A 21,432-nucleotide genomic window follows, 5' to 3' on the forward strand; every position below is an offset into this window, starting at 1 on the left:
GGCAGATCATTCAATAAAGGGGTTTTGGGAAATTTCGGCGGGATGATGCCTGATCCGGGAACAAAGCGGGCCGTGTCCATGCAGCACAGACGGGGCGGCCCGGTACACCGGATCGCCCCGTCTGGGTATTCCGCATTGCCCGACTACAGGTTTTTCCAGTGCTTGAACCCTTCCCCAACCACCTCCGCGACGTCGGCCATGATGATGAACGCGTTCGGGTCACGAGAGACGGTGAATACTTTCAGCTCCATGGCCTGGCGGCGGTTCAGCACCACCATGATCATCGGGCGCTCCGCGCCGGTATAGGCTCCCTCGCCGCGGATGATTGTAGCGCCCTTCCCCATCTCCTCCACAATAAAGCGCTTCACGTCCTCCACCCTTGAGGTGATGACGGTCACCTGCTTTCTCCGGTCAAAGGACTTCAGCACGCTGTCGATGGTGACGCTCTCGACGTAGAGCAGCACCCCGCCCATCAGCAGCTGCTCAAGGTCGACGGCGAACCAGGAGAGAAACAGGATAGCCGTATTGATGTAGAAGGAAAACATGCCCACATCGACACCCCAGCGTTTCTTCGCGGCCACGACGATAACGTCGGTTCCCCCTGTCGAGCCGCCGACGCGGAAGACTAGCCCCATGCCGATGCCGCTGCATACCCCAGCGAGCAGCGCGGCGAGAAAGGTGTTGGCCAGCACGGGATAGGTGAAGAGTTCGAAGAAGGCTACCGCCCCCGATGAGAGCAGCGAGACATAGAGTGTCCACAGGACAAAGCGCGGGGAGAGCACCCGCCACCCCCAGGAAAGGAGCAGCAGGTTTCCGATAGCGATCACCCATGCGGGAGAAATGTCGAAAACATAGCGCGTAAGCAGTGCTATTCCCGAGAGTCCCGCACCGGCGAAACGGTAGGGCACGACGAGGGCCACAATGGAAAAATTCATCAGGACGGCTCCCAGCGTGGCGTACCAGAACGTCCCCCATTCAGCCCGGATCAGCTCGCCGAACTGCCGGAAAATCTTGCGGAAGTTAAAGCGTTCCATGGTCTCTTCCTTTCGTCATGCAGCCCCGGTCAAAAAGAAGCCCGCGAAGGGCTTCAGGTCTTTTCAAGGGGGCCGGAGATCTCACAGCAGAAGCTGCATCAGGCCCCGGAGACCGGCGACGAACGCAGGAATGATGAACAGCGCCGCCAGCCCGAACACGAGGAGATTCCCCGTGGCGGGGTTGAAATCGTCGAGTGCCTTCCGAAAAGGGCGTTTCAGCAGCAGCATGCCCAGCGCCAGGTCGAAGCCGGCCATGAAAGCAGCCAGCACAAAACCAAGGGCGAGGTGGCCGGAAAGGGTGGACAGCCCGATGCCGGGAACGAGTATCCAGCACAGGGCGAAAGCGATGGCCGTGCCGGAAAGGATGCTGAGCTTCAGGGCACGGGTCTTTCCGATCCGGGGGACCAGGAAGACGGTCCGGGCGATTCCGTGCAGCGTCTCCGCCCCGGCAAGGGCGAGACACAATGCCAGGGTGCGGAGAATTGTCTCCATAGTCATGACAACAACCTCTTCAGCTGCCCGACCAAGGGCTGGAATTTCAGCAAGATGGTCTCTTTCGACAAGCCTCCCTCCACCAGGGTACGACGTGTCGGGAAGGCAGCCGGCTGATCCAGATTATACCCTGCAATCGGGATGTATGTCGGGAGATAAAACAGAGGCCGCCCCGCAGCAGCACGAGGCGGCCCTGTCTTCGTCAGGTTTTAAAATACCGGGGCGTTTCCGGTTTTGTCCTGAAATTTTCTCAGGAATACATGGGTGTTGTGCAGCACGTTCCTGGCTTGCGAAAAGGTGAAGCGGTCTATCAGCTTCATGCCTTCCTTTTTCTCCTCAGCGCCCTTGTTCAGAAGTTCCAGCGCCCGATTTTCCATTCCCGCCGCGCTAACCCTGATTCCGGTCCGGTTCGCTTCCCAGAATCCTTTCAAAATGCTGAAGAGGAGGTCATGGTCAAGATCGGTCACTTTTTGGAGCATGCGGGTCGTCCACCACGCCGAATTTTGGCCGTAGGCGCTGTTCACATTCTGGAATTCTTCCGGAATGGAGGAAGCCCCTGCGTAGACGGGGAAATAGCCGGAATATCCGGGCACGTTCATGGTATACCACATGACGCTTCCCACTTCCACCGGCAAATAGCCGCGAAGATGGGCAACGGTCGATGACTGGCACAGGCTTGTACGAATCGCCCGGGGAATGAGGAGTTTATCTGTCACATCTTCCCAGGGCTCCATATGATTGATGGGTTTATGGTATTTGGAAGTTCCCTCGTAAGTGTCGGAAAGGACTGCCATAAGGTCCTCAGGAAGAAGGGCGCCGATTTTATCTCCCAACAGGTCATACGCCCTGTTTTCCCTGTCTATGTCGTAGGGGGAGGACATTCTTGCCGGATCGCCATAGGCCTTGCGGAAATTGAATTTTCCGGCGGAAGGATCGTGCCATCCCTTTTCCACAGCGGTAGAAATTAGCGCTGCACTCGCACTATCAAATTCTTCCCCGATGGTGAAACGGTTCGCCACAACGAGAACTTCGTCGTCTTTCACTCTCCGGGCAACCCAGTTTTTGGAAGTCGTTTCTACTATCCATGCTTCCCCGGGATCAGCAAGACAATAGGTAAGCCCTCCCCAGTCCGCCTGTCCGTAGGCGTCGATGAGATCCCCCACCAGCTTCACTGCATCCCGGGCAGTTTTTGCCCGCTCCAGTATTAGCTGGCGCATGGCGTAGCGCCGCACCCCTTCGCCGGGAAGGTTGTCCTCTTTTGAATACATCCAGTTGCAGCTCATGGTGACACCCAATTCGTTCATGCCTACGAGAACGGAATCATAGGGCCGCGTCTCGGACGCAATGCCAAGCCCGGACGAACCGTAGGCATTTCCCGATGCCCAGTAGCGGAGTGTGGAGGCAGGAAGATCCAGCGCCACATAAGGGACCTGGATTTTTTTACCCTGTTCGTGGGAGGCTGCCGGTACAGACCAAAGCCGCCCCACTGCCGTAAAGCCCATGTCTTCATTGTGCCCATGAAGAACAGAGCCGTCTGCCGTAGCTCTTTTCCCGACAAGAATCGTAGTGCAGCCTTCGGACATTGCAGGAATCAGAGATACAATCAAAAGCAGCGCTAATGTAATCGATATTCTTTTCATTTTCACGCCTCCTGTTTTCTTCGATTCGGTCTTTAAAACCTCCCAGGAACAGCTTTTTCTTTGCTCTGCTTCCTGGTCCCGATGAGAAAAATCCTGGTCGCTCTCCCTCCTTTCGCCGGAAGATTCCGAAAGAAGCCGCCAGCACATGCGAGAAGCCAAAATTTCATAAGCATTCGCCTTTTGAAGTTTTTCCTTCAAACATACTAGTTTTACTTTTACATCTTGTCAAGATTTTTTTATTTTCTGTTACAAGACAGTGATAATGTCACCCCTGGAACGGGACAGGGGGGGGAAAGGAGAGATGAATGCTGCGATAGCGGTATCCTTGTCGGAGGTGGTGAAATTGCGAGGATGACGGTTCGGGCATCCGGAGGAGAAACAGGCTGATCAGGCGGTTCGGAAAGATGAGCCGGACGGCGATGTCACAGTTCATTTGCCTGCCGGTGCGGACCGGATCGGGGACGAGAGCGCCCGGCCCCTCCTTTCGCAGTACCTGGAGACGGCCGGGCGAGGAGATTTCATTTCCTATGGGGAGGAGAGCAAAGACTGGGAGCTCAAATGATCGTCGGGCTGATTTTCGACGGAGGGTAACGGGTCGAGGTCTCCGCTAAAGGTCCCGTTCTTCCACCAGGATGCGGGCCAGCTCTTTTTCGACAGGGCCCGTGTACATATTTCCGTGGTAGCAGGAAATCCGCTCGAGGTGCAGATTCTTTATCTTTTTCACGGATCTGAGGGCTTCCTTTTTATCAAGAGTGAACTTCGGATTGGCTTTGGCGAGCCTTCCGTCCTCGATGGCCAGCGCGTCACCGGCCAGCAGGAGCTTTTCATCTTCAAGAAGAAGGGAGATGTGCCCCGGAGTATGACCGGGGGTCTCAATGACCTTCACGCCGCCGCAGATATAGTCCATGTCCTGTACGACATCATCGACCGGGCAGTGTTCCACCGTCTCCAGGTAGCGGGCGAACCGCTCGCCGAATTCCTTTTCTTCTCCTGAGAGGGATTTGTTGTACTCCAGGGCCTGGAGCAGCCTCAGCGATTGTTTCTTTCCCGAAATGTAGTCCGCTTCCTTCTCGCTCGAGAGTACCCTGATCTTCGGGTTTCTCCTCTTGAGTTCCGCCAGCGAGCCGATGTGGTCGTGGTCATGGTGGGAGAGGACGATTGCGGTAATGTCCGCCACGGTACCACCCATCTCCGCCAGAGCCTGCTCTATGTCGTCCGCCTGGTCCGGGTAGCCTGCGTCAAAGAGGATGATGCCGCTTTCGTCCCTTATGGCGGCAGGATGGATGATTGATTTCGTGAAACCGAGATCTTTCGTGATCGTCAGGACGGTATATGCAATCATTTCAATTCTCAACTCCGGAAAGGAATTTTTTGAGCACGGCTCGGCTTATGGCTTTCGCCGCCAAAATCGAGGGAGAGGCGCAGCATGTCAAAAAGCTGAATGCCATCCTCAAAGATCGGCTCAGGGTAGTTATGTATGAAAAAGTCCCGGTCAATGGCTGTGACCCGGAATCCCTGCCTCTGGTAGAAAGCGAGCTGGTAGCCGAATGTCCCGGTGCCTACCTCCAATCGGCCGGCTCCGGACTTCCGGTAGAAATCGACGACCCACTTCAGAAGCGCCGTGCCGATACCGGTTTTCTGACGGTCAGGATGCACAGCGATGCACATAAGCTCCTGCCCGCCGGAATCAAGGGGTTGAACGGCACATGCGCCAACAACAGTCCCATTCTCTGACGCGGCGAAACACCGTGATTGTGCGAGATACGAGCGGACTTTCGCCTCCGAGGGATCGGCAAGCAGCAGCAAATCCAGAGGAGCATCTTCAGTCGGAACTTCCCGAATCAGCAGCGGCATATCCATATCTCCCGTTGTATAGTTTTTTGAACATGCCATGGCAGGACGTTTTTTCTTCATCATGATTTTACTCAATGCTGCACCTGTTTTTATTGTACATGCTTTCCGGGTCAATAACACGCCTGCGGGAGCCTCCGTATGCCCGTTCAGCACTCCACGAAAACATGATACTATACGGCTGTTGTGCCGAACGAAAATAAACAAGGTGAAAGCATGGTGCACACTGCAAAAGAAATACTGTTTTTTCGAAAGGAGACAGCATGAAGGAAATTCCGGAAATGTCCGTTCGGGAGTTGGCTCAGGCGATCCGGGCCGGGGAAATATCGTCGGTGGAAGTGACGGAAGCGTTTGTGCGCCGGATCAGCGAGGTGAACCCGAAACTGAATGCCGTTGTCCAGGTCTGCGCCGACTCGGCACTGTCGGAGGCGGCACGGGCGGACCGTGCGCTGGCAAGGGGTGAATGCTTCGGCCCCCTGCATGGTGTCCCCATGACGCTGAAGGATTCCTTCGATTCCGCGGGCGTAGTTTCCGCAGGCGGAACCCTTGGGCGGAAGGACTTCGTTCCCGGGAAGGATGCCACGGTCCTGTCCCGTCTCAAAAAGAACGGGGCGATCCTTCTGGGAAAAACCAATACGCCCGAGTTTACCCTGATGTACGAAACCGACAACCTGGTGTACGGGCGGACGAACAACCCCTATGACCCGGAGTGTTCGCCGGGCGGCAGCAGCGGAGGCGCCGCCGCGATCGTGGCTTCCGGATGTTCCCCCTTCGACGTGGGCAGCGATTACGGCGGGAGCCTGCGGTATCCCGCCCACTGCTGCGGAATCACGTCCATCAAGCCGACGTCGGGCCGGGTTCCGAGAACGGGACATATCCTTCCCTTCGGCGGCGTGCTGGACTCTTTCCAGCAGGTCGGCCCCGTGGCGAAGCACGTGGAGGACCTTGAATACATTCTTCCCCTGATAGCCGGTCCCGACTGGATCGATCCTTCCATTGTCCCCATGCCTCTCGGCGAGTCGAAGAACGTGGATATCCGCACGATGAGAGTCGCTTTTCACACCGACAATGGAGTTCTTCCTGCTTCGGAGGAAACCGTTTTGGCGGTGCACGCGGCAGCGAAAGCGCTGGAGGACGCCGGCGCCCTGGTCGAGGAGGTCCGGCCGGAGGGTATCGAAGACTCGTACGAGATCATGATGGGGCTGCTGTCCGCCGACGGAGGGGCCTCCATACGGAGGCTGCTGCGGGAGTCGGGTACGGAACGGCACTCCATTCCGTGGCTCGGACTTGGGTCTCCCATGGAAAGTGCCGCTTTCGACGCACTGGTCATGAGATGGTACGGCTTCCGCAGTTCCATGCTTTCGTTTCTGGAGAACCGGGACGTGATTCTTTCTCCCGTGAACGCTCTGCCGGCCCTGCCCCATGGTGCGGTACGGGACGATCTTCGGGCGTTCAGCTACACCATGGCCTACAATCTCACCGGCTGGCCCGTCACGGTGGTTCGTGCCGGGACGTCATCGTCGGACCTCCCAATCGGGGTGCAGATCGCGGCCCGTCCCTGGAGGGAAGACGTGTCTCTGGCCGCCGCCGCATGGGTGGAACGGGAGCTCGGGGCATTCCCGCCGCCCGATCTTTCCCGGGAGAGGTGATTTCCGGCTAAACTCGCCTCTGTGCGCCGCCATGAGCCGGAAAGAGCTGGTCGTCATTCGGGCAGCCTCCCGGTTCATGGCATGCCGAAGTACTTCAGAAACCAGTTCATGTATTTTGTTATCTTCGCAGACGCGAATATACGCGTCAGTTCCTGCATCAGGGTAAAATCCAGGCCGGCCAGGGCGTCTTCGTCCATCCTCAGATCGTCAAAGACAAAAGCCTTCCAGAGAGAGTAGTTCTGTGGGGTATACCTCGTTATGTATAGCTGGTCAAGCAGGGCCTTTTCTTTCGTCGCCCCGATATATCCGGGCGGTCCCTCCACCCTGCTTGTGCCGGGAAAAACCAGGTTTGAGGGAAGCCTCTCCCAGTCGATGTTTCCGTATGACGTCATCAGGCTGGATCTCCGCTTCTTACTGACGGCCGTGACCGATGCAACGGCATCAGGTATAATACCTGCCTCAAAGAGCACGAGGTTTCCGGATACTGCCGCCGGGCCGCAGATATTGCAGGCAAGATATCGCAGGGAGGGCTCTCTTCTGCGCACGAGGGATCCCAGGCAATACCATCCGCGCTTCAGCCGTTCGATGTACCCGTCCGATACCAGGCCCTCTATCTTCTGCCATACATTGATGTATCCGTTCTCGCGAAGCCTATTCTGCAAGACCCAGCCGGGGATCTCCGTCTCCAGGCCCGCAAGCAGTTCCAGATCAGTCATGCCGTCATCATCCCGTCTTCATTTTCTATTTTATGTATGTTAACATCTAATAATAAGATTTTACACTGCATAAAACGAAAATCCAGGTCATCACACCCTGAGGTTTCAAGAGGATCCTTCCTGTGGAATTTTATGTGAAAGGAGAAATCGTGCAGCTGCATCGACGAGTTTTTCCTTCTGCTGAAGGAACATCTCTGTACTCCATGCAGCGGAACTCCTCTTTTCGAGTGCATCAGTCATAAATCCGCCGACATCGCGGATTATTTCCCTGACATCCAATGAAGAGGCTCTTTTTTCGAAGAGTTCTCCAAGCAGTTCCGGACTGAGATGTTCACTCCGGTCAAGGGTGCCCTTTTCTTTCAGTCGCTCCTCAAGCCAGAATATGTTCAATTCCGTGCATTTGCGCATATACCACAGGAAATCATACCAGTCCCGTCCTTTAATCCGCCGGCCTCCCCACCGGCGATGCAGTATCGCGTCCATTTTTCCCGCAAAAGATGAGGAAAGGGTGCAAAGGCGTACCGGATATTGAAAGGGATACGAACCGTAGAGGGTCTCAGTCTCAGGAAGAACGGAAAACCCCGTCTTTTCTGCATCAATTTTCACTCTGAGGCTCTCTGATCTGCTTATGGATAAAACCAGGCTTCCGCTGGACACGTCTCCCCCATGTTCCTTTACGGTGAACCGGACTTCTCCAAACCCGAGGTCTGCAAAAAAGCGGACTATCGGTTCTTTGTATTCCGAAAGAGAAAAATCAGGGACAACAGAATTTACGGTGAAATCAAGATCCTCTGAAAATCTCGGCAGGCCGTGAAATATTCGAAGCGATGTCCCTCCAAACATAGCCGCATACTTAAAAAAGTCAGTATGAAGTGAAAGCCCCATCAGTGCCAGATTCTGAAACTTTTCCAGCGCCGGTAATCTTTCACCTTCTTCGATATGCTTTCTTATTTCTTCAAAAATCACCTTCACCTTCCTTTCGAAAAGAAACCCTTACCCCCGCGGTCGGTCACTCGCCGAGGCAATACTTCCCTTCGATTCTCAGGGCGGCCTTTCCGCCGAAGAGGACCTTTCCGTCCTTTGTCCTCAGTCTGACCTCGTTGAAGATCCGGTTGTCGCCCCCCTGCTCTATTTTGATGCTGTCGCCGTTCCACTGTCCATTTTTGAGCAGATAGCAGCCGAAGGCGCTGTTTCCCGAGCCGGTGGCGGGGTCCTCCAGGTAGCCGAATTTCGGAGCGAAGACCCTGGTGTGGGCAAAGTACCCCGGAGCGGCGGTCTCCAGTGAGTAGACCAGCACTATGTCCACGTCGTTGCTGAGGCAGTACTGTTTCAGCCCTTCCTCGTCGGGGTACATGGAGATCTCGTCCGCCAGGTTCTTTATGGGGACGATCAGCGTCCGGAGCCCCGCGTCGATGATATCGAGGGGCAGGGAATCCGATATGGCGCCCTCCTTTATGCCGAGGGCGGCAGCAATGGACTGTTTCGGCAGGGGGCACCAGATCATGAGGGGATCGGGGGCGGAGATGTAGATGCAGTCCTCCTCGTTGATGTGGTTGTAGATGTTCAGCCTGCCCTTCCGGTTGGTGCCGATTTCGATGACGGGCGTTTTTCTCAGCCCGTCATCCCGCCGGATGACCTCGTACATGGTGGCGATGGTGCCGTGGCCGCAGAAGGCGACTTCGCATTCCGAGGAATAGTAGGTTAGGAGGATGCCTCCCGCGTCATCCCTGGTGACGTAGACCACCTCGGAGACGAAACCGGAGTGCTCTTTGGCGATGTTGAGCATGGCGTCCCCGGAGAGCGAATCCGTTCCCAGGTCGAGAAACGCAGCCGGGTTTCCCTCGGACTTTCCGATGGTGAAGGCGTTCAGCTTGTAATACGGGTATGTTTTCATGGCCGTCCTCCCGGGTACTTTATTGGTAGTCCTGTTCCCCCAGCCAGTTCTCAAGAAATCGGAGCTGACCCGGGGTGTGGAAATAATGCTCGCCGTCCTTCATGACCGACACCCGGCAGCTGAACTTCTTCGCGAAGGAGTCCAGGACATCCCGCTCGGTGAGGGTGTCGTTCTCTCCGTAGAGGATGGAGGTGGGGCTGTTCCAGATGTCCACAGGGTGGGCCCGCACATACTCATAATACTCCCACGAGAGGGTCTCGCCGAAGGGTGTGGGAATCTCTTTTTCCTCCCGGAGCCGTTCTTCGGTCACGCCCGTCCACCGCATCATGTTCCGGATGAGCCGTTCCATATCCAGCACCGGGGAGAGGAAGAGACTCTTCCGGAAAATAACGTCCCGCCATGCGACCAGGCTGAAATAGGCGCCGAGGCTGCAGGCATACAGGGAGATGCTGCTGCAGGAACCCTTCACCGCCTTATGCACCGCCTGGAGGTCGCGGACGCCGTTCTGGACTGTGCAGGGGCGGGGATCGTTCTTCCGGCCGCCGTGCTCGGGCAGGTCGAAGGCGAGGACACGGTATCCCCTGGGAACCACCTCCCGGGCCAGCATCTCAGCTTCTTCTTTTTGGGAGCCTTTGCTGTGGACGTAGAGAAACAGCCTGTTGGAAGGAGCTCCGAAGAGCAGCGCAGGAATGGTGCCGATGGTTTGTTTTTCGGTAATCATTGAATTCCTCGATTCCGGGATGTGATGACGGCGGGCATTGTGTCCGCCCGATTTTCCGCCCGTCTGTATCCTGCGGGTTTGGCGTCGGGTATCAGCCTCGGGATAGCCATGCAGAGATCATCGGAAGGGAGCTGCGCTCCGTGCCGCTTCAGAACGGGAAAAATCAGTCCGGAGAGGCCTTCGCTTTCCTGTAGCGTTCCGGATCGAATTCGCTGAACGAGTTCTTCCCCGATTTCTTGGCTTCATACATGGCAAAGTCGGCACACTCGATGAGTTCATAGACGTTTTCCGTGTCCTTGCCGTACACGGCCATGCCCGCGCTGCAGAAGATCTTTTCCTGAACGTCGTCACCCAGCTGGACGGGACGGTTCATGACCAGCTCTTTCATCCTGTCCCAAACGGCCCGGATATCCTCTTTTTCAACGGTGTCATACCCGTGGATATAGAGCCCGAACTCGTCGCCGGCGATTCTCATGCAGATAAGGCTGTCGAAGGGCAGACGGCCCAGGCGGTCCGCAAATTCCTTCAGGTACCTGTCGCCGGCCGCGTGGCCGTAGGTGTCGTTTATACGCTTGAAGTCGTCGAGGTCCACGAAGGTGAAGATTCCACGTTTTTCGGGGGCCCGGGAGATTGCGAGTTCAATCTCCTGCCTGTACTGGTACCTGCTGACAAGACCCGTGAGGGCATCCCTGACGAGCCTGTTGTTGAGGTCCTGGTTCAGCCTGTTCAGAGCGGAGTTGGCTTTTTTGAGCTGCCGTTGGGTGTTCACCAGGTCGCTGTTCAGCTTCTGGATCTTTTCGAACTGCTCACGGATGACAGTATCGCTTCCCGTCATGAAATCGGTGTCCGACGCTTTCACCACGTCCATAAACCGGTGTATGGTGTCCCGCAGGACGGCCGCCGCAGGGTCGCCGTCGCGGAGATAATCATCATGTCCGTGGATGAGGATTGTGTCGCCCGTCGCCGTCACGCAGAGGCAGACCCCGGCTTCCGGAGAGGCGATGCTGAAACCGCCCTCGCACAAAAGGAGATTCTTTCCGGAGAGAGCCTTTTGGGCCATTCCGGCGATTCTTTCCATGTCGGCGGGGGAAAACAGCGCCGTCAACACCTTCTGGAAGGGAGAAAGAAGGTGGACGGGGTGGTACCAGAAGGTGTGGAGGATATTGAATTCGCGGTCACACTTGAACAAAAAGGAGGTTCCGCTTGTGTCCATTCCGGTTTCCTTTCCGGACCCGTTATGCGGCAAAAGTCTTGTGTGCCCAGCGAAGGAGCTCTCCTGCCGAAGGCGAATAGAAATCGATATCCCATTTTTTCCACAGTTCGTCCGTCGTATCGAAAGCCTGGCCGCCCACCGCGATTTTTACCCCGGGATGGGCTGCCCGTATGGCCTTCACCACTCTCTCGCAATCTGCAAGGTAGGGCGGCATCGTCACGGAAAGAGCCACGAGGTCGGGTTTGTGCTCGCCTATTGCCTCGACGACGGCCTGCCCGGGCAGGGCGGCTCCCAGGTAGAAGGTGTCCCATCCCTGGTACTCGAACATGTCGGACAGCATCCTGATTCCCATTTCATGGAGCTCGCTCCCGACCGCACAGGCAATCAGCGTCCTATTCTTCCGGGGGCTTTCGAAAATCTCATCGAAGAAACCGGACATGGCGGTCTGGGTCACCGATGTGGCATAATGCTCCCTGTCCACCGTTATGACGTTCCGGTGCCATAATTCGCCTATTTCGTGCATGACCTTCCTGAGGATCTTTTCGTAGATGTGCTCCAGGGGCACTCCCTGTTTCCGGGCGTCCCTGATGATTTCGTGAGCGTTTTTTGTCCGGCTTCGCAGAAGGGCGTCCAGGTAGGCTTTTCGGATGTCGTAGTAATCACCTTCGCTGAAAGATGTGGACAGTTCGATGTCTGTTACGGCTTCGGTAGTCACAGCGATTGCCAGGTCAAGATATTCCGCCGCTTTTCCCAGCTCGTCCCCGGTGAGGATTTCCGGGGCATGGTCGGCCAGGATTTCCGACATGATCCTGTAGTGGCCGGTCATGATCTCCATGATCCTGTCCCTGTCAAGGTCTTTCATCAGGTTGCACAGAAGCTCGTAGAGCCACCTGGCATATCCTTCGAAAATCCTGCCGTCGCTGAAATACACCGAGGTCATCAGAAAGCTGAGGTTGTAGACCACATCGTCGTACATCATCTTTCGTCGTCTCTCGTCCATCTGGCTTTCAAGCCCGGGGTCCCGTCTGAGCTGCTCTTCGAAGACCATCTGGGCAATTCTGGTGAACCTCTGATCTTCATAGTTCATCAAGAGACTCATTTTTCCATCCCCCTGTTTTTAATCAAAACGGTCCGGAAAAACCCGCATTGCCCTGTGAGCGCAAAGAGGACGTCACTTTCACAGCCCGGAACAGAAGGTACCAGATTTCTCCTCTGGGGAAAACAGCCTGATGAACTGCGCCGCCAATCCCGGGTCAAACTGCGTTCCCGCACAGGCGGCTATTTCACCGAGGGCGCAGTCGCGGCTCTGCGCCTTTCTGTAAGGGCGGTCATTGGTGATGGCGTCGTAGCTGTCGCAAATGGCGATAATCCGCGACATCAAGGGGATCTCGTCCCCCGACAGTCCGTCGGGGTATCCCCGGCCGTCATACCGTTCATGATGATGTCGGACCGCCTGCGCGATTTCCCGCACCTGGTCCATTTGATCCAAAGCGTTCGCTCCGTGTTCCGGGTGCATCTTAATGTACCCGTATTCCTCCCCCGTCAGATTTCCGGGCTTGTTCAGGATGCCGTGGGGGACAATGGTCTTCCCGATATCATGGACAAGGGATGCGTAGTGGATTTTCGTACTGAACTCCTCGGATATTTCGAGACTTTCCGCCAGCCGAAACGCCAGGGAGGCAACGTTCGAACAGTGGTCCTTTGTGTAGGGGTCATGGGTTTCCAGAAGCTTGAGGAAGGCCATGATGATGCCGTTCGTCATGTTCTTGTGAAGCAGGCGCATTTCCTCCTGCTTTCTGTCCACGATGCTCTGAAACCGGCTTTTCGTATTGGTAAAACTGAAAATGTTTTTCAGCCAGGTATCAACCTGGTACTGTGCTATGGCGTTGTTCTTGAAGCCTTCCGGCGGGATGTAATAGGGGTTTTCGTGAATTCTGCTCCGCCAGAGGATAAGGGGATGGAGCTGGATAATGTTCCGGATCATCTCGTGGGAAAACCTGTTTACGTTATACCGGCACAGGGCGGAAACAGGGTACCTGTCAAAGACGTACTCATTCAGCTTCCACTCGTACTCGATGATGAGATCCTCGCCGTCTTCGTAATCCAGAACCCAGCTGATCTCGCCAGTTATGGCAAGCCCGCTGTAGCCTTCCCTGACTGCGGTTTCAACCGTCGACTGGATCAACGAGATCAGCTTGTCCGGAGAAAATTTGCCGCCTTTCGAATACACGTCCGATTTTTCGAGCACGAGAAGTTCTCCGGAGGCGCCGGAACCGGCTGAGAGTCTTTCAACCCGCTGAAGCACGGCGGAAGAATCCACGTCCCCCGTGATGTAAAGACACCGCTCATTCCGCAGGAGGGCCGAATGGATGAATGAAGTCACATAGTCCTCGATTTCCTTCTCTTCGGCGTAGAGTGCGACCAGATGGTCCCCCGGCCGCACTTCCACGGCCTGGTTCAGCAGATCCTGCAAGGGCATGAAGACTTCCCCCCGTTCTCTCTTCACTCAGATTTCAGTGATTATATCCGATTTCTCGTCAAGGGAACGTGACGTTATGAAACACCACCATAATACAGGAAATTTTCTGATTATGGGTCTCTCGCGCTCTGATGTTGTCTCAACTGCAGATCCTTCCTCTTCGGGAGGAGGTGTCATTCTGAGGGCGAAGCCCGAAGAATCTCGGTTCGGTCTTTAAGACCTTTAAATCAGATCCTCCCCTCCGGGGATGCTCCGCCTCGGGATGACAGGAGATTTGTCATCCTGAACGAAGTGAAGGATCTGGTCTTAGGGTCTTCAGAATCAACCCCGAGATCCCTCCTCCCCTCCGGGGATGCTGCGCCTCGGGATGACAGGAGATTTGTCATCCTGAACGAAGTGAAGGATCTGGTCTTAGGGTCTTCAGAATCAACCCCGAGATCCTCCCCCTTCGGGGACGCCCGCCTCGGGATGACAGGAGATTTGTCATCCTGAACGAAGTGAAGGATCTGGTCTTAGGGTCTTCAGAATCAACCCCGAGATCCTCCCCCTTCGGGGATGCTGCGCGATCGTCGCAGAAAACGCTCCTCAGGATGACAAAAAGAGCAGATCCTTCCCCTTCGGGGACTCAATCAGGCAAAAGCGCCCTCTATTTCTTTTCCCGGACCATGATCACCGTCGGGATGCCCGCGGGGTTCAGCCCCCCGTCTTCCCTGTCGGCGAACCCGAACTTCATATACAGCCTTCTTGCCGCTCCTCCTTCAGGAACGCCGGGCGCAAAGGTCTGCACGGTCATCTCCCTGGCGGAATCCAGCTCGCCGATCACTTTTTCCAGCATCCGGCCGCCGATCCCCAGCCCTCTTTTCCCGGAATCAACGACGAACCAGCACAGCTCGTTCCCTTTCCGGTCGATGATAGCCGCGCCGCAGAGTTCGTTTTGCTCCTTGCAGCCCAATACCCGGTTCGTTTTCAGGCAGTCCTCAAGGGCCGTTTCAAAATCGGCGACCCCGACCATCGGGCCGAAAAGGCCTTCCACCTGGGACGCCAGCCCCAGAACAGCCTGCATGTCCTCAAAACCCAGATATGTGATCATTCCCTGCTCCGGCCGTCTCTTTTCCGGCTATTTTATGACCCTGTATTCCGGAACGACGTCGACGTTGTTCTTTATCAGCTGCCAGACGGGGCAGACCGACTCCTCCGCAAGCTGGACCGCCCTCCGGAGATCTTTTTCTTCCGCGTCCTTCGACTCCAGGAGAAATTCGATGCAGATCTTTTCAAGCTTTATGGGAGGCTTCTCGCTCCTTGTGCCCTTTGCCCTGACTTCAAATCCGGAGACCGTCTTCCCCATTTTCCGCAGAAGAGCCACAACGGCCGTGGCACTGCATCCGCCGAAGCTGAGAAGAAACAGTTCAAGCCCCCTGAACCCCATTCCGTCCCCAAGGGGCGGGACGTAATCAATACTCACCGGGTGGTCCGGGCTGGCAAGTGAAACGCCGGTAAACCGGACCTTGTCGTTGACCAGCTTGATTGTGACTTCTTCATGCAGTTCGGACATCGTATCGCCCCTTTTTTTTCCCGGATTGCTCCGGGGTGTCTGCTGGCCCCTCATTGCTTCCCCCGAATCCCGCCCGGCACGCTATCGGTTCCTAGCTTGTTCCCTGAGAGCGTTTTTTACCCCTATCAGCGACGCCAGAATCATTTACTCAGAATCCCGGGTTCCGGTGAGGTTTCCCGAATCCCCCTGCTTTCATATTCCTTCCGCAGAAGCCCGTGGTACAGCAGATCTTCGAACTGGCCCCAGTGTTTCACGTGGCTGCGCAGACACCCTTCCGGGGTAAAGCCTGCTTTCTCGAGCACCCGAATCGACGGGGCGTTGCGGCCCAGGGTGGTGGCAAATATCCGGTTGAGGCCCAGGCTGCGGAAACCGTACTCCACAACGGCCATCGCCGACTCGCTGGCGAAACCGCGGCCCCAGTACGGGCGGCCGATCCAGTATGACAGCTCGGCGCTTTCGTTCACCTCGTCCCGGATCAGGCCGATCATGCCGATGATGGAGTCCTTCCCCTTTTGCCGGATGGCCAGAACCACGTCATCGGGCTTCAGTCCGCCGATCCATGCCTCGGCCATGCCCTCTTCGAAGGGATGGGGAATGTTCAGGGCGCTGCGGGCAACGGCCTCGTCCCCCGCAAGGAACCGAATTCCGTCCGCGTCTTCCGGTGTTATCGGCTCCAGGAATAACCTCGCTGTCAAAATCATGCCTTTCCTCACACTTTCCCGGTGGATGGAATGCTCCGGCCGCCCAGGTCCGAAGGTTATTTCTTCATCTGCTCCCGGATCAGTTCATGGAGCTTCTCGTAATACTGCCCCACGTGCAGCCCGTCGATGAAAACATGATTCACCTGGATGTTGAAGGGAAGCAGCACCTTCCCGCCGTCCTGTGAGTATTTTCCCCAGGAGATCCTCGGAATGCAGTCTTCTTTCTTCAGGCTCATCGTATGGTCGACGGCGGTAAAGGGAATCCATGGAAGGGGCGAAAAGAAAGCGAAGTCGGAACGGCCCTTCAGCATGGTCATGTCGAAACAGGACGTGCTGTGCTCTATGGCCGCCTTTGCCTTTGTGTCGAAAGCGACGATATCGTCCTCGAACTCCACGGTGATCATCCGGAACAGATCTTCGTTTCCCCGGATGCAGGCAAAGGAAGGATTGATCCGGTCATAGAGAACTACTTTCCCTTCCATAAGCCTGTATCGAAAGTTTTCCACCCGGTTGAGCGCTTTCACGGCAAGGAAAAGCAGGGTGTTGGTGAGAGACAGGCCGCAGGACCGGGCATATTCCTTCAGCCCGGTGATATCAACATTGAAGTTGACGTTGTAGAAAGGGAGATCGCTTCTCAGGAAAAACTGAAAATGTTCTTTCCTGCTCCATGTTTCAATGTCTATTTCCTTCATTTTCACCTCCGCACTAAATGGTGTCGATTCGTCACAGGACAGGCCCCCTCACTTTCAAGTGCTTTCCGGTCCGGTTCCTGCCTGACTGCGGATCAGTTCAAGTGCCGCTTCTTCATCAAGCGGCCTGGCAACAAGAAATCCCTGAATTTTGTCACATCCGTTCCTGAGCAGGTACTCCTTTTGCTCTTCATGCTCTACCCCTTCCGCAACGACGCAGTGTCCCAGCCTGTGGGCCATGGAAATTATGTCTGCGGTTATGGCATCTTCCGCGCTGAGCGTTAACAGCTTATCAACGAAAAATTTATCGATTTTCAGGCAGTCTACATTCAGCTCCCGTTCTCTCGCAAGGGAGGAATATCCCGTCCCGAAATCATCAATGGCGATGTGCAGGCCAAAATCCCTCAAATTGCCCAGAACGCGGTTTATTCCCTGGTAGTCCATAGAAAAAACCGACTCCGTGATCTCAATTCCTATATTCTCAGGGCAAACCTCGGCCTCCCTGATCATTTCAAGCAGGTCATCAGTGAAATTTTCCGCCAGCACCTGGATAGCGGAGACATTTATAAAGACGTTGATCGTGTCGAATCCCTTCTCCTTCAGTTTCTTCAGAAAACGGAACGCCTGGAGGAACACATTCCACCCGACCGGAACAATCAGTTTCGTTTCTTCGGCAATGGGGATAAATTCCAGGGGGGAAACCAGTCCAAGTTGTTCACTGTTCAATCTTGCCAGGGCCTCAAAGCCGCAAACCCTGTTTGACTTGAGGTCCAGGATAGGCTGATACTGCAGAAACAATCCGTTATTCTCATCCCCGGCGGCGACCCTGGCGAGTTCATGCTTTATTTTCTGTTCACGGAGTATCTCTCTTTCCATTTCCACGTCATAAAAACACACACCGAAGGCCCTGTCAGAAATATCGACCGCTTTTTCCGATGCGATCAGGAGTTTTTTCAGGAACATATCGGCATCAAGATCCTCGTCCTGACCGATTTCAACGATACCGATCCCGCCGCCGACCCTTTCTGAAGCAAGCAAAGATTCCAGTGAGTTCCCCAACGTTTCACTGAATTCGAGCAGTTCACTTTTGTCCCTGTACTCTTTCAGGTAGAAGGCAAACCGGTTCTCGTAGGTATAAAACAGCATGCGCTTGTCCGTGCAATATTTCCGAAGTGTTTTCGCGGCTTTTTTAATCAAGTCCTGGGTGTAATGGAATCCGTAGGCCGTGGTCAATGATTGCAGTGTGCTCAGGTTGATGAGAACAACGGCACTGTTTTCGTCGGCGCTCTCCCTGACGTCCCCGGCAAGCAGCTTTTCCAGGTAATTCCTGTTGAACAGGCCTGTCCATCTGTCATGTTCGTTGATATATCTGAGCGTATTCTCAATTTTTTTCCGGTCTGAAATATCGATGACGATCCCCTCGAGGGCTTCCACATCGCCGCGCCTGTTAAAAATCCCTTCCGCCAGCTCGAGGACCCATTTGCGTTCGCCTCCGGCCGTTATGATTTCATACTCATACCGAAACGGCAGCCGCTCAGGAAGAAGTCGCAGCCATTCATTCCAGAGAAGGTCGCGATATTCGGGCGCTATCAGGTCGTTGTAAGACAGGTGCCTGTTGTTGACCAGGCTTTCCGGGAAATACCCGGTCAGTTCAAAGCAGCCGTATGAAACATACTGCATTGTCCAGTTTCGGTCATAATTGCACCTGTAGGCCATGCCCGGAAGGTGGGAAAGAAGAACGGATTTGCTGCGCTCGCTTTCTTTCAGAGCTTCCACCGCGGCCTTTCGTGCGGATATGTCCTCAAGAAGACACAGGTGCATGGAATTTTCCCCGGCAACGCCCAGAAGAGGGGAAACCTGCATATTCGTCCAGACGCTTGATCCGTCAGGCCGCAAAAACCGCTTTTCCATGGAATAATCGTTGATTTTGCCCGTTTTGAACTGTTCGAATTTGTCCAGGTCAGCCTGCAGGTCGTCAGGGTGGGTTATTTCCATCCAGTTCAGCTTCGAAAGCTCATCGCTCTCCCAGCCGAGGATCCGTTCAAACATTGGGTTAATGGCCATTTGTCCGTACTCTGACTGCGATACAAAGTTCTTGTTGTTTACGATCGCGATTCCGATGGGGGCCTGGTCGAAGATGCTGTGATACAGCGCTTCATCAAGAACCAGTTTTTCGCTGAGGTATTTAAGGGTGGAGTGTTGGCTCCAGGTGCGGAGCAAGGCAAAAAAGAGCAGAAGAATACTTATCACGATGATCCCGTCGGGGATCATCCGCTTCCAGATGCGGGCATACCACTCTGACGCAGGGTAGTCGATCCCGAGGATAGCGATGATTTTCCCGGTGTCAGGGTCTTTTATGGGCACCAGCGCGCTGATCCATGTCCCCCATCTGTCGGTCTGCAGTTCGGATAACACTGTCCTGCCGGACGTGAAAGCTTTACGGATAGCTTCACCGGCTTCTTCATAGACCTGCCCGGGAGGGGAGTAATCCGGTGAATCTGGAGGTTCCGAATCTATCAGGAATACAACGCTGCCCTCCCGTTCAGCCATAAGGTAGGCAAATCGGATGGGATTAGTTGTCCCGGCAAGCCTCTGCAGGCTGGTCTTCGTCATTATGTATTCAGGTTTTTCCAGGTCTTGTTCATCGCCGGTCAACCCGGCGATATGCTCGGGATGGAGAACGGATTCCAACGACTCCGCCAGCATGATCGCTTCCGATGAGGCAATTCCTTTGTACCTGTTCCATTCAAAACGCAGATAAAGGCCGCTTAAAGACAGGATAATTACGGTGAAAATGACCGTATAAACCCGGATACGGCTGGCTTTCACTTCACCGGCCGAAGAAAAGTTTTCTGGCTCTGCGGTTGGGTTTCTCATAAAATTACCTCATTTTCCAGGCGTTTTCTTTTCAACTCTCCCGTGATACCGTAATCTTAAGGGCTGTTCCACCGCCCGAAGGATCCGGGTTTGGGAACTAAAAAAAAGAAGCCCGGATTCTTCACTCCGTTCAGAATGACAATCAAATCCAGGTCCTTCGTCCAGGACGACAAAACGATTTGTCATCCTGAGCAACGTGAAGGATCTGTTTGATTCTCGTAAAACCAACACCGGATCCTTCGCTGACGTTCAGAATGACAGGGACCCAAAGCCAGGTCCTCCACTTCATTCAGGACGACAAGAGCCGTCATCCTGAGGAGCGTTTTCTGCGACGAAGGATCTGATTTTAAGGGCTCTGAACCCCGGCTCCCTCCTGCCCTGCAGGCTGTCGGGGTGATTTTCTTCTCTTCGTCGTGAACGACAGACCGGCACCTTTATAACCAGCATTATTTCCAAATTGTAGCATCCTGCAACAGTTTTTTGCAAAACCCAAAATATTTATTTCCTGCAGCTTCAATTCCGCACTCTTAAAATTCCTCTTTCCGGGGAACCGCTTCAACCGATCTCTATGCATCTCATGGAAATGCTTCCGTTCTGTATCTCTTCGTATATTGTCCCTGCGCTTTGCTCCTCTGCCCTCATTCCCATGATATAAAGCAACGGGAGGAAATGTTCGTCTGTGGGAATGGACATTCTATACTCGGGCATTTTCTCCCTGTAGTGAATGAGCTTCTCAACCTCATGGCTCTCTATGGCTTCCTTCAGCCAGAGGTCGGCCTTCACCGCCCAGGGGAACGGTTTCTGTTTTGGGTCAAAACTGATGTTCCGCAGATTATGGACCATATTCCCGCTTCCCATGAACAATATCCCGTTGTGGCCGAATTTCGCCAGCCTCTTCCCCATTTCAAAATGCTCTTCTTCAGTTTTGTTGACGTCGAGACTCATCTCGAGCAGAGGAACGTCTTTCGCCGGATACATATGCTTCATCACGGCCCATGCGGCATGGTCGATTCCGCGCTCCGGGTCTTCAGATACCCCAAGGCCCGCGTTTGCGATCAGGGCCGCCGTTTCCGGCGAGCCGCCGGGGGCATATTCCAGCCTGTACAGCTCGTCGGGAAAGCCCCAGAAATCATAGATCTGCTGGGGGGTTCTTCCGCTTGTGATGAAGGTCCCCCTGGTCTGCCAGTGGGCCGAAATGACGACGACGGCTTCAGGCTTCGGGATTTTGTTCGCGTAAGCGCTGAGGAACCGGGAATAGCTATTCTCCGCAATCGCATTTTCCGGGGAACCATGTCCGATGAAGACTGGTTTCAGAGTCGCCATAACGGACCTCCTTTCAGAACAATAATTCTTTTACGCCTGGTCGTCCCGGGGGCCGACCCAGAAATGGGGGTTGTACGCCACTTCCCACAGATGGCCGTCCGGGTCCTTGAAATAGCCGCTGTAGCCGCCCCAGAACACCTTTTCCGGCTGCTTGGCCGCCGTGGCTCCGGCCCGGACCGCCCGCGCCCGGGCCATGGCCTCGTCCACTTCCGCCTCGGACTGCACGTTGTGGGCCAGGGTGAAGGATTCAAACCCGCTGCCCTCAGGTGAAACCCGGGCGTCTTCCGCCAGGGCCTCACGGGGATACAGGCTCAGCCACGTGCCGTTGAGGGGGAAAAACGCGACACCGGGCGAGGTTTCCATCATGGGAAAGCCAAGCCCCTCTCCGTAGAATTTCACCGCTCTCTCAAGATCCCGGACCCCGAGAGTGATCATGCTGATTCGTGGTTTCATGGCGTGATTTCCTCCTTATGGCGAAGCGGAAACATGGTGCCGCCGTTTCGAACATTATAGACCTTGGACGGAAAGCAAAACGGTGAGAGGCGAAAAAACCGCAGACAGCCGGACGTCTTCCTTGCCCGATCCGTCTTCAAGGATTTCC

Annotated in this window: 20 protein-coding genes; 1 reads left to right on the top strand and 19 read right to left on the bottom strand. The window is 55.0% G+C overall.

Going from position 1 to position 21,432, the window contains the following annotated elements; genetic code table 11:
* Positions 1-143 precede the first annotated feature (143 nt).
* The 5 genes from C8D99_RS06515 to C8D99_RS06535 all read right to left on the bottom strand — a co-directional run bounded on the left by C8D99_RS06515 (position 144) and on the right by C8D99_RS06535 (position 5,083).
* Positions 144-1,034, bottom strand: coding sequence for a YitT family protein (locus C8D99_RS06515; protein ID WP_133957321.1), 891 nt, complete (start codon positions 1,032-1,034; stop codon positions 144-146).
* Between the two features lie 81 nt (positions 1,035-1,115).
* Positions 1,116-1,532 carry a hypothetical protein gene (locus tag C8D99_RS06520; RefSeq protein WP_133957322.1) on the bottom strand — a complete coding sequence of 139 codons (417 nt, stop codon included), beginning with the start codon at positions 1,530-1,532 and terminating at the stop codon, positions 1,116-1,118.
* 203 nt (positions 1,533-1,735) lie between these two features.
* Entirely contained in the window at positions 1,736-3,364 is a 1,629-nt protein-coding gene (locus tag C8D99_RS06525) for a C69 family dipeptidase (RefSeq protein WP_208321108.1), read from the bottom strand.
* Positions 3,365-3,773: 409 nt separating this feature from the next.
* Entirely contained in the window at positions 3,774-4,508 is a 735-nt protein-coding gene (locus C8D99_RS06530) for an MBL fold metallo-hydrolase (protein WP_133957324.1), read from the bottom strand.
* A gap of 8 nt (positions 4,509-4,516) precedes the next feature.
* Entirely contained in the window at positions 4,517-5,083 is a 567-nt protein-coding gene (locus C8D99_RS06535; protein ID WP_208321109.1) for a GNAT family N-acetyltransferase, read from the bottom strand.
* 197 nt (positions 5,084-5,280) lie between these two features.
* On the opposite strand from C8D99_RS06535, the gene C8D99_RS06540 reads away from it, so the two are divergent.
* Positions 5,281-6,666 (top strand): amidase, encoded by a 1,386-nt coding sequence (locus C8D99_RS06540; RefSeq protein ID WP_133957325.1) that lies wholly within the window; start codon positions 5,281-5,283, stop codon positions 6,664-6,666.
* A gap of 74 nt (positions 6,667-6,740) precedes the next feature.
* On the opposite strand, the gene C8D99_RS06545 is transcribed toward C8D99_RS06540, so the two are convergent.
* The 14 genes from C8D99_RS06545 to C8D99_RS06610 form a co-directional block, all read right to left on the bottom strand.
* Complete coding sequence (locus tag C8D99_RS06545; protein ID WP_133957326.1) at positions 6,741-7,382, bottom strand: type IV toxin-antitoxin system AbiEi family antitoxin domain-containing protein; 642 nt, start codon at positions 7,380-7,382, stop codon at positions 6,741-6,743.
* Between the two features lie 105 nt (positions 7,383-7,487).
* The gene (locus C8D99_RS06550) at positions 7,488-8,348 is read right to left on the bottom strand and encodes a nucleotidyl transferase AbiEii/AbiGii toxin family protein (protein WP_133957327.1); all 861 of its coding nucleotides are present in this window, start codon (positions 8,346-8,348) and stop codon (positions 7,488-7,490) included.
* A 43-nt stretch (positions 8,349-8,391) separates the two neighbouring features.
* Entirely contained in the window at positions 8,392-9,276 is an 885-nt protein-coding gene (locus C8D99_RS06555) for a PhzF family phenazine biosynthesis protein (RefSeq protein WP_133957328.1), read from the bottom strand.
* Positions 9,277-9,295: 19 nt separating this feature from the next.
* Entirely contained in the window at positions 9,296-9,997 is a 702-nt protein-coding gene (locus tag C8D99_RS06560; RefSeq protein ID WP_133957329.1) for an alpha/beta hydrolase, read from the bottom strand.
* Positions 9,998-10,160: 163 nt separating this feature from the next.
* Positions 10,161-11,210 carry a GGDEF domain-containing protein gene (locus tag C8D99_RS06565; RefSeq protein ID WP_133957330.1) on the bottom strand — a complete coding sequence of 350 codons (1,050 nt, stop codon included), beginning with the start codon at positions 11,208-11,210 and terminating at the stop codon, positions 10,161-10,163.
* A 22-nt stretch (positions 11,211-11,232) separates the two neighbouring features.
* Positions 11,233-12,309 carry a cobalamin B12-binding domain-containing protein gene (locus C8D99_RS06570; protein ID WP_133957331.1) on the bottom strand — a complete coding sequence of 359 codons (1,077 nt, stop codon included), beginning with the start codon at positions 12,307-12,309 and terminating at the stop codon, positions 11,233-11,235.
* A 78-nt stretch (positions 12,310-12,387) separates the two neighbouring features.
* Positions 12,388-13,716 carry an HD domain-containing phosphohydrolase gene (locus C8D99_RS06575; protein WP_208321110.1) on the bottom strand — a complete coding sequence of 443 codons (1,329 nt, stop codon included), beginning with the start codon at positions 13,714-13,716 and terminating at the stop codon, positions 12,388-12,390.
* 619 nt (positions 13,717-14,335) lie between these two features.
* On the bottom strand, positions 14,336-14,779 hold the full coding sequence (locus tag C8D99_RS06580; RefSeq protein ID WP_133957333.1) for a GNAT family N-acetyltransferase: 444 nt from the start codon (positions 14,777-14,779) through the stop codon (positions 14,336-14,338).
* A 27-nt stretch (positions 14,780-14,806) separates the two neighbouring features.
* Entirely contained in the window at positions 14,807-15,241 is a 435-nt protein-coding gene (locus tag C8D99_RS06585; RefSeq protein ID WP_133957334.1) for an OsmC family protein, read from the bottom strand.
* A 140-nt stretch (positions 15,242-15,381) separates the two neighbouring features.
* Positions 15,382-15,942 carry a GNAT family N-acetyltransferase gene (locus C8D99_RS06590; RefSeq protein ID WP_133957335.1) on the bottom strand — a complete coding sequence of 187 codons (561 nt, stop codon included), beginning with the start codon at positions 15,940-15,942 and terminating at the stop codon, positions 15,382-15,384.
* A gap of 56 nt (positions 15,943-15,998) precedes the next feature.
* Complete coding sequence (locus C8D99_RS06595) at positions 15,999-16,634, bottom strand: CatA-like O-acetyltransferase (protein WP_133957336.1); 636 nt, start codon at positions 16,632-16,634, stop codon at positions 15,999-16,001.
* Between the two features lie 54 nt (positions 16,635-16,688).
* Positions 16,689-19,508 (bottom strand): sensor domain-containing protein, encoded by a 2,820-nt coding sequence (locus tag C8D99_RS06600; protein WP_133957337.1) that lies wholly within the window; start codon positions 19,506-19,508, stop codon positions 16,689-16,691.
* 555 nt (positions 19,509-20,063) lie between these two features.
* Positions 20,064-20,831 (bottom strand): 4,5-DOPA-extradiol-dioxygenase, encoded by a 768-nt coding sequence (ygiD, locus tag C8D99_RS06605; RefSeq protein WP_133957338.1) that lies wholly within the window; start codon positions 20,829-20,831, stop codon positions 20,064-20,066.
* 30 nt (positions 20,832-20,861) lie between these two features.
* Positions 20,862-21,284 carry a VOC family protein gene (locus C8D99_RS06610; RefSeq protein ID WP_133957339.1) on the bottom strand — a complete coding sequence of 141 codons (423 nt, stop codon included), beginning with the start codon at positions 21,282-21,284 and terminating at the stop codon, positions 20,862-20,864.
* Between the last annotated feature and the right edge of the window lie 148 nt (positions 21,285-21,432).

The sequence above is a fragment of the Aminivibrio pyruvatiphilus genome, from assembly GCF_004366815.1.
Classification (GTDB): Bacteria; Synergistota; Synergistia; order Synergistales; family Aminobacteriaceae; genus Aminivibrio; species Aminivibrio pyruvatiphilus.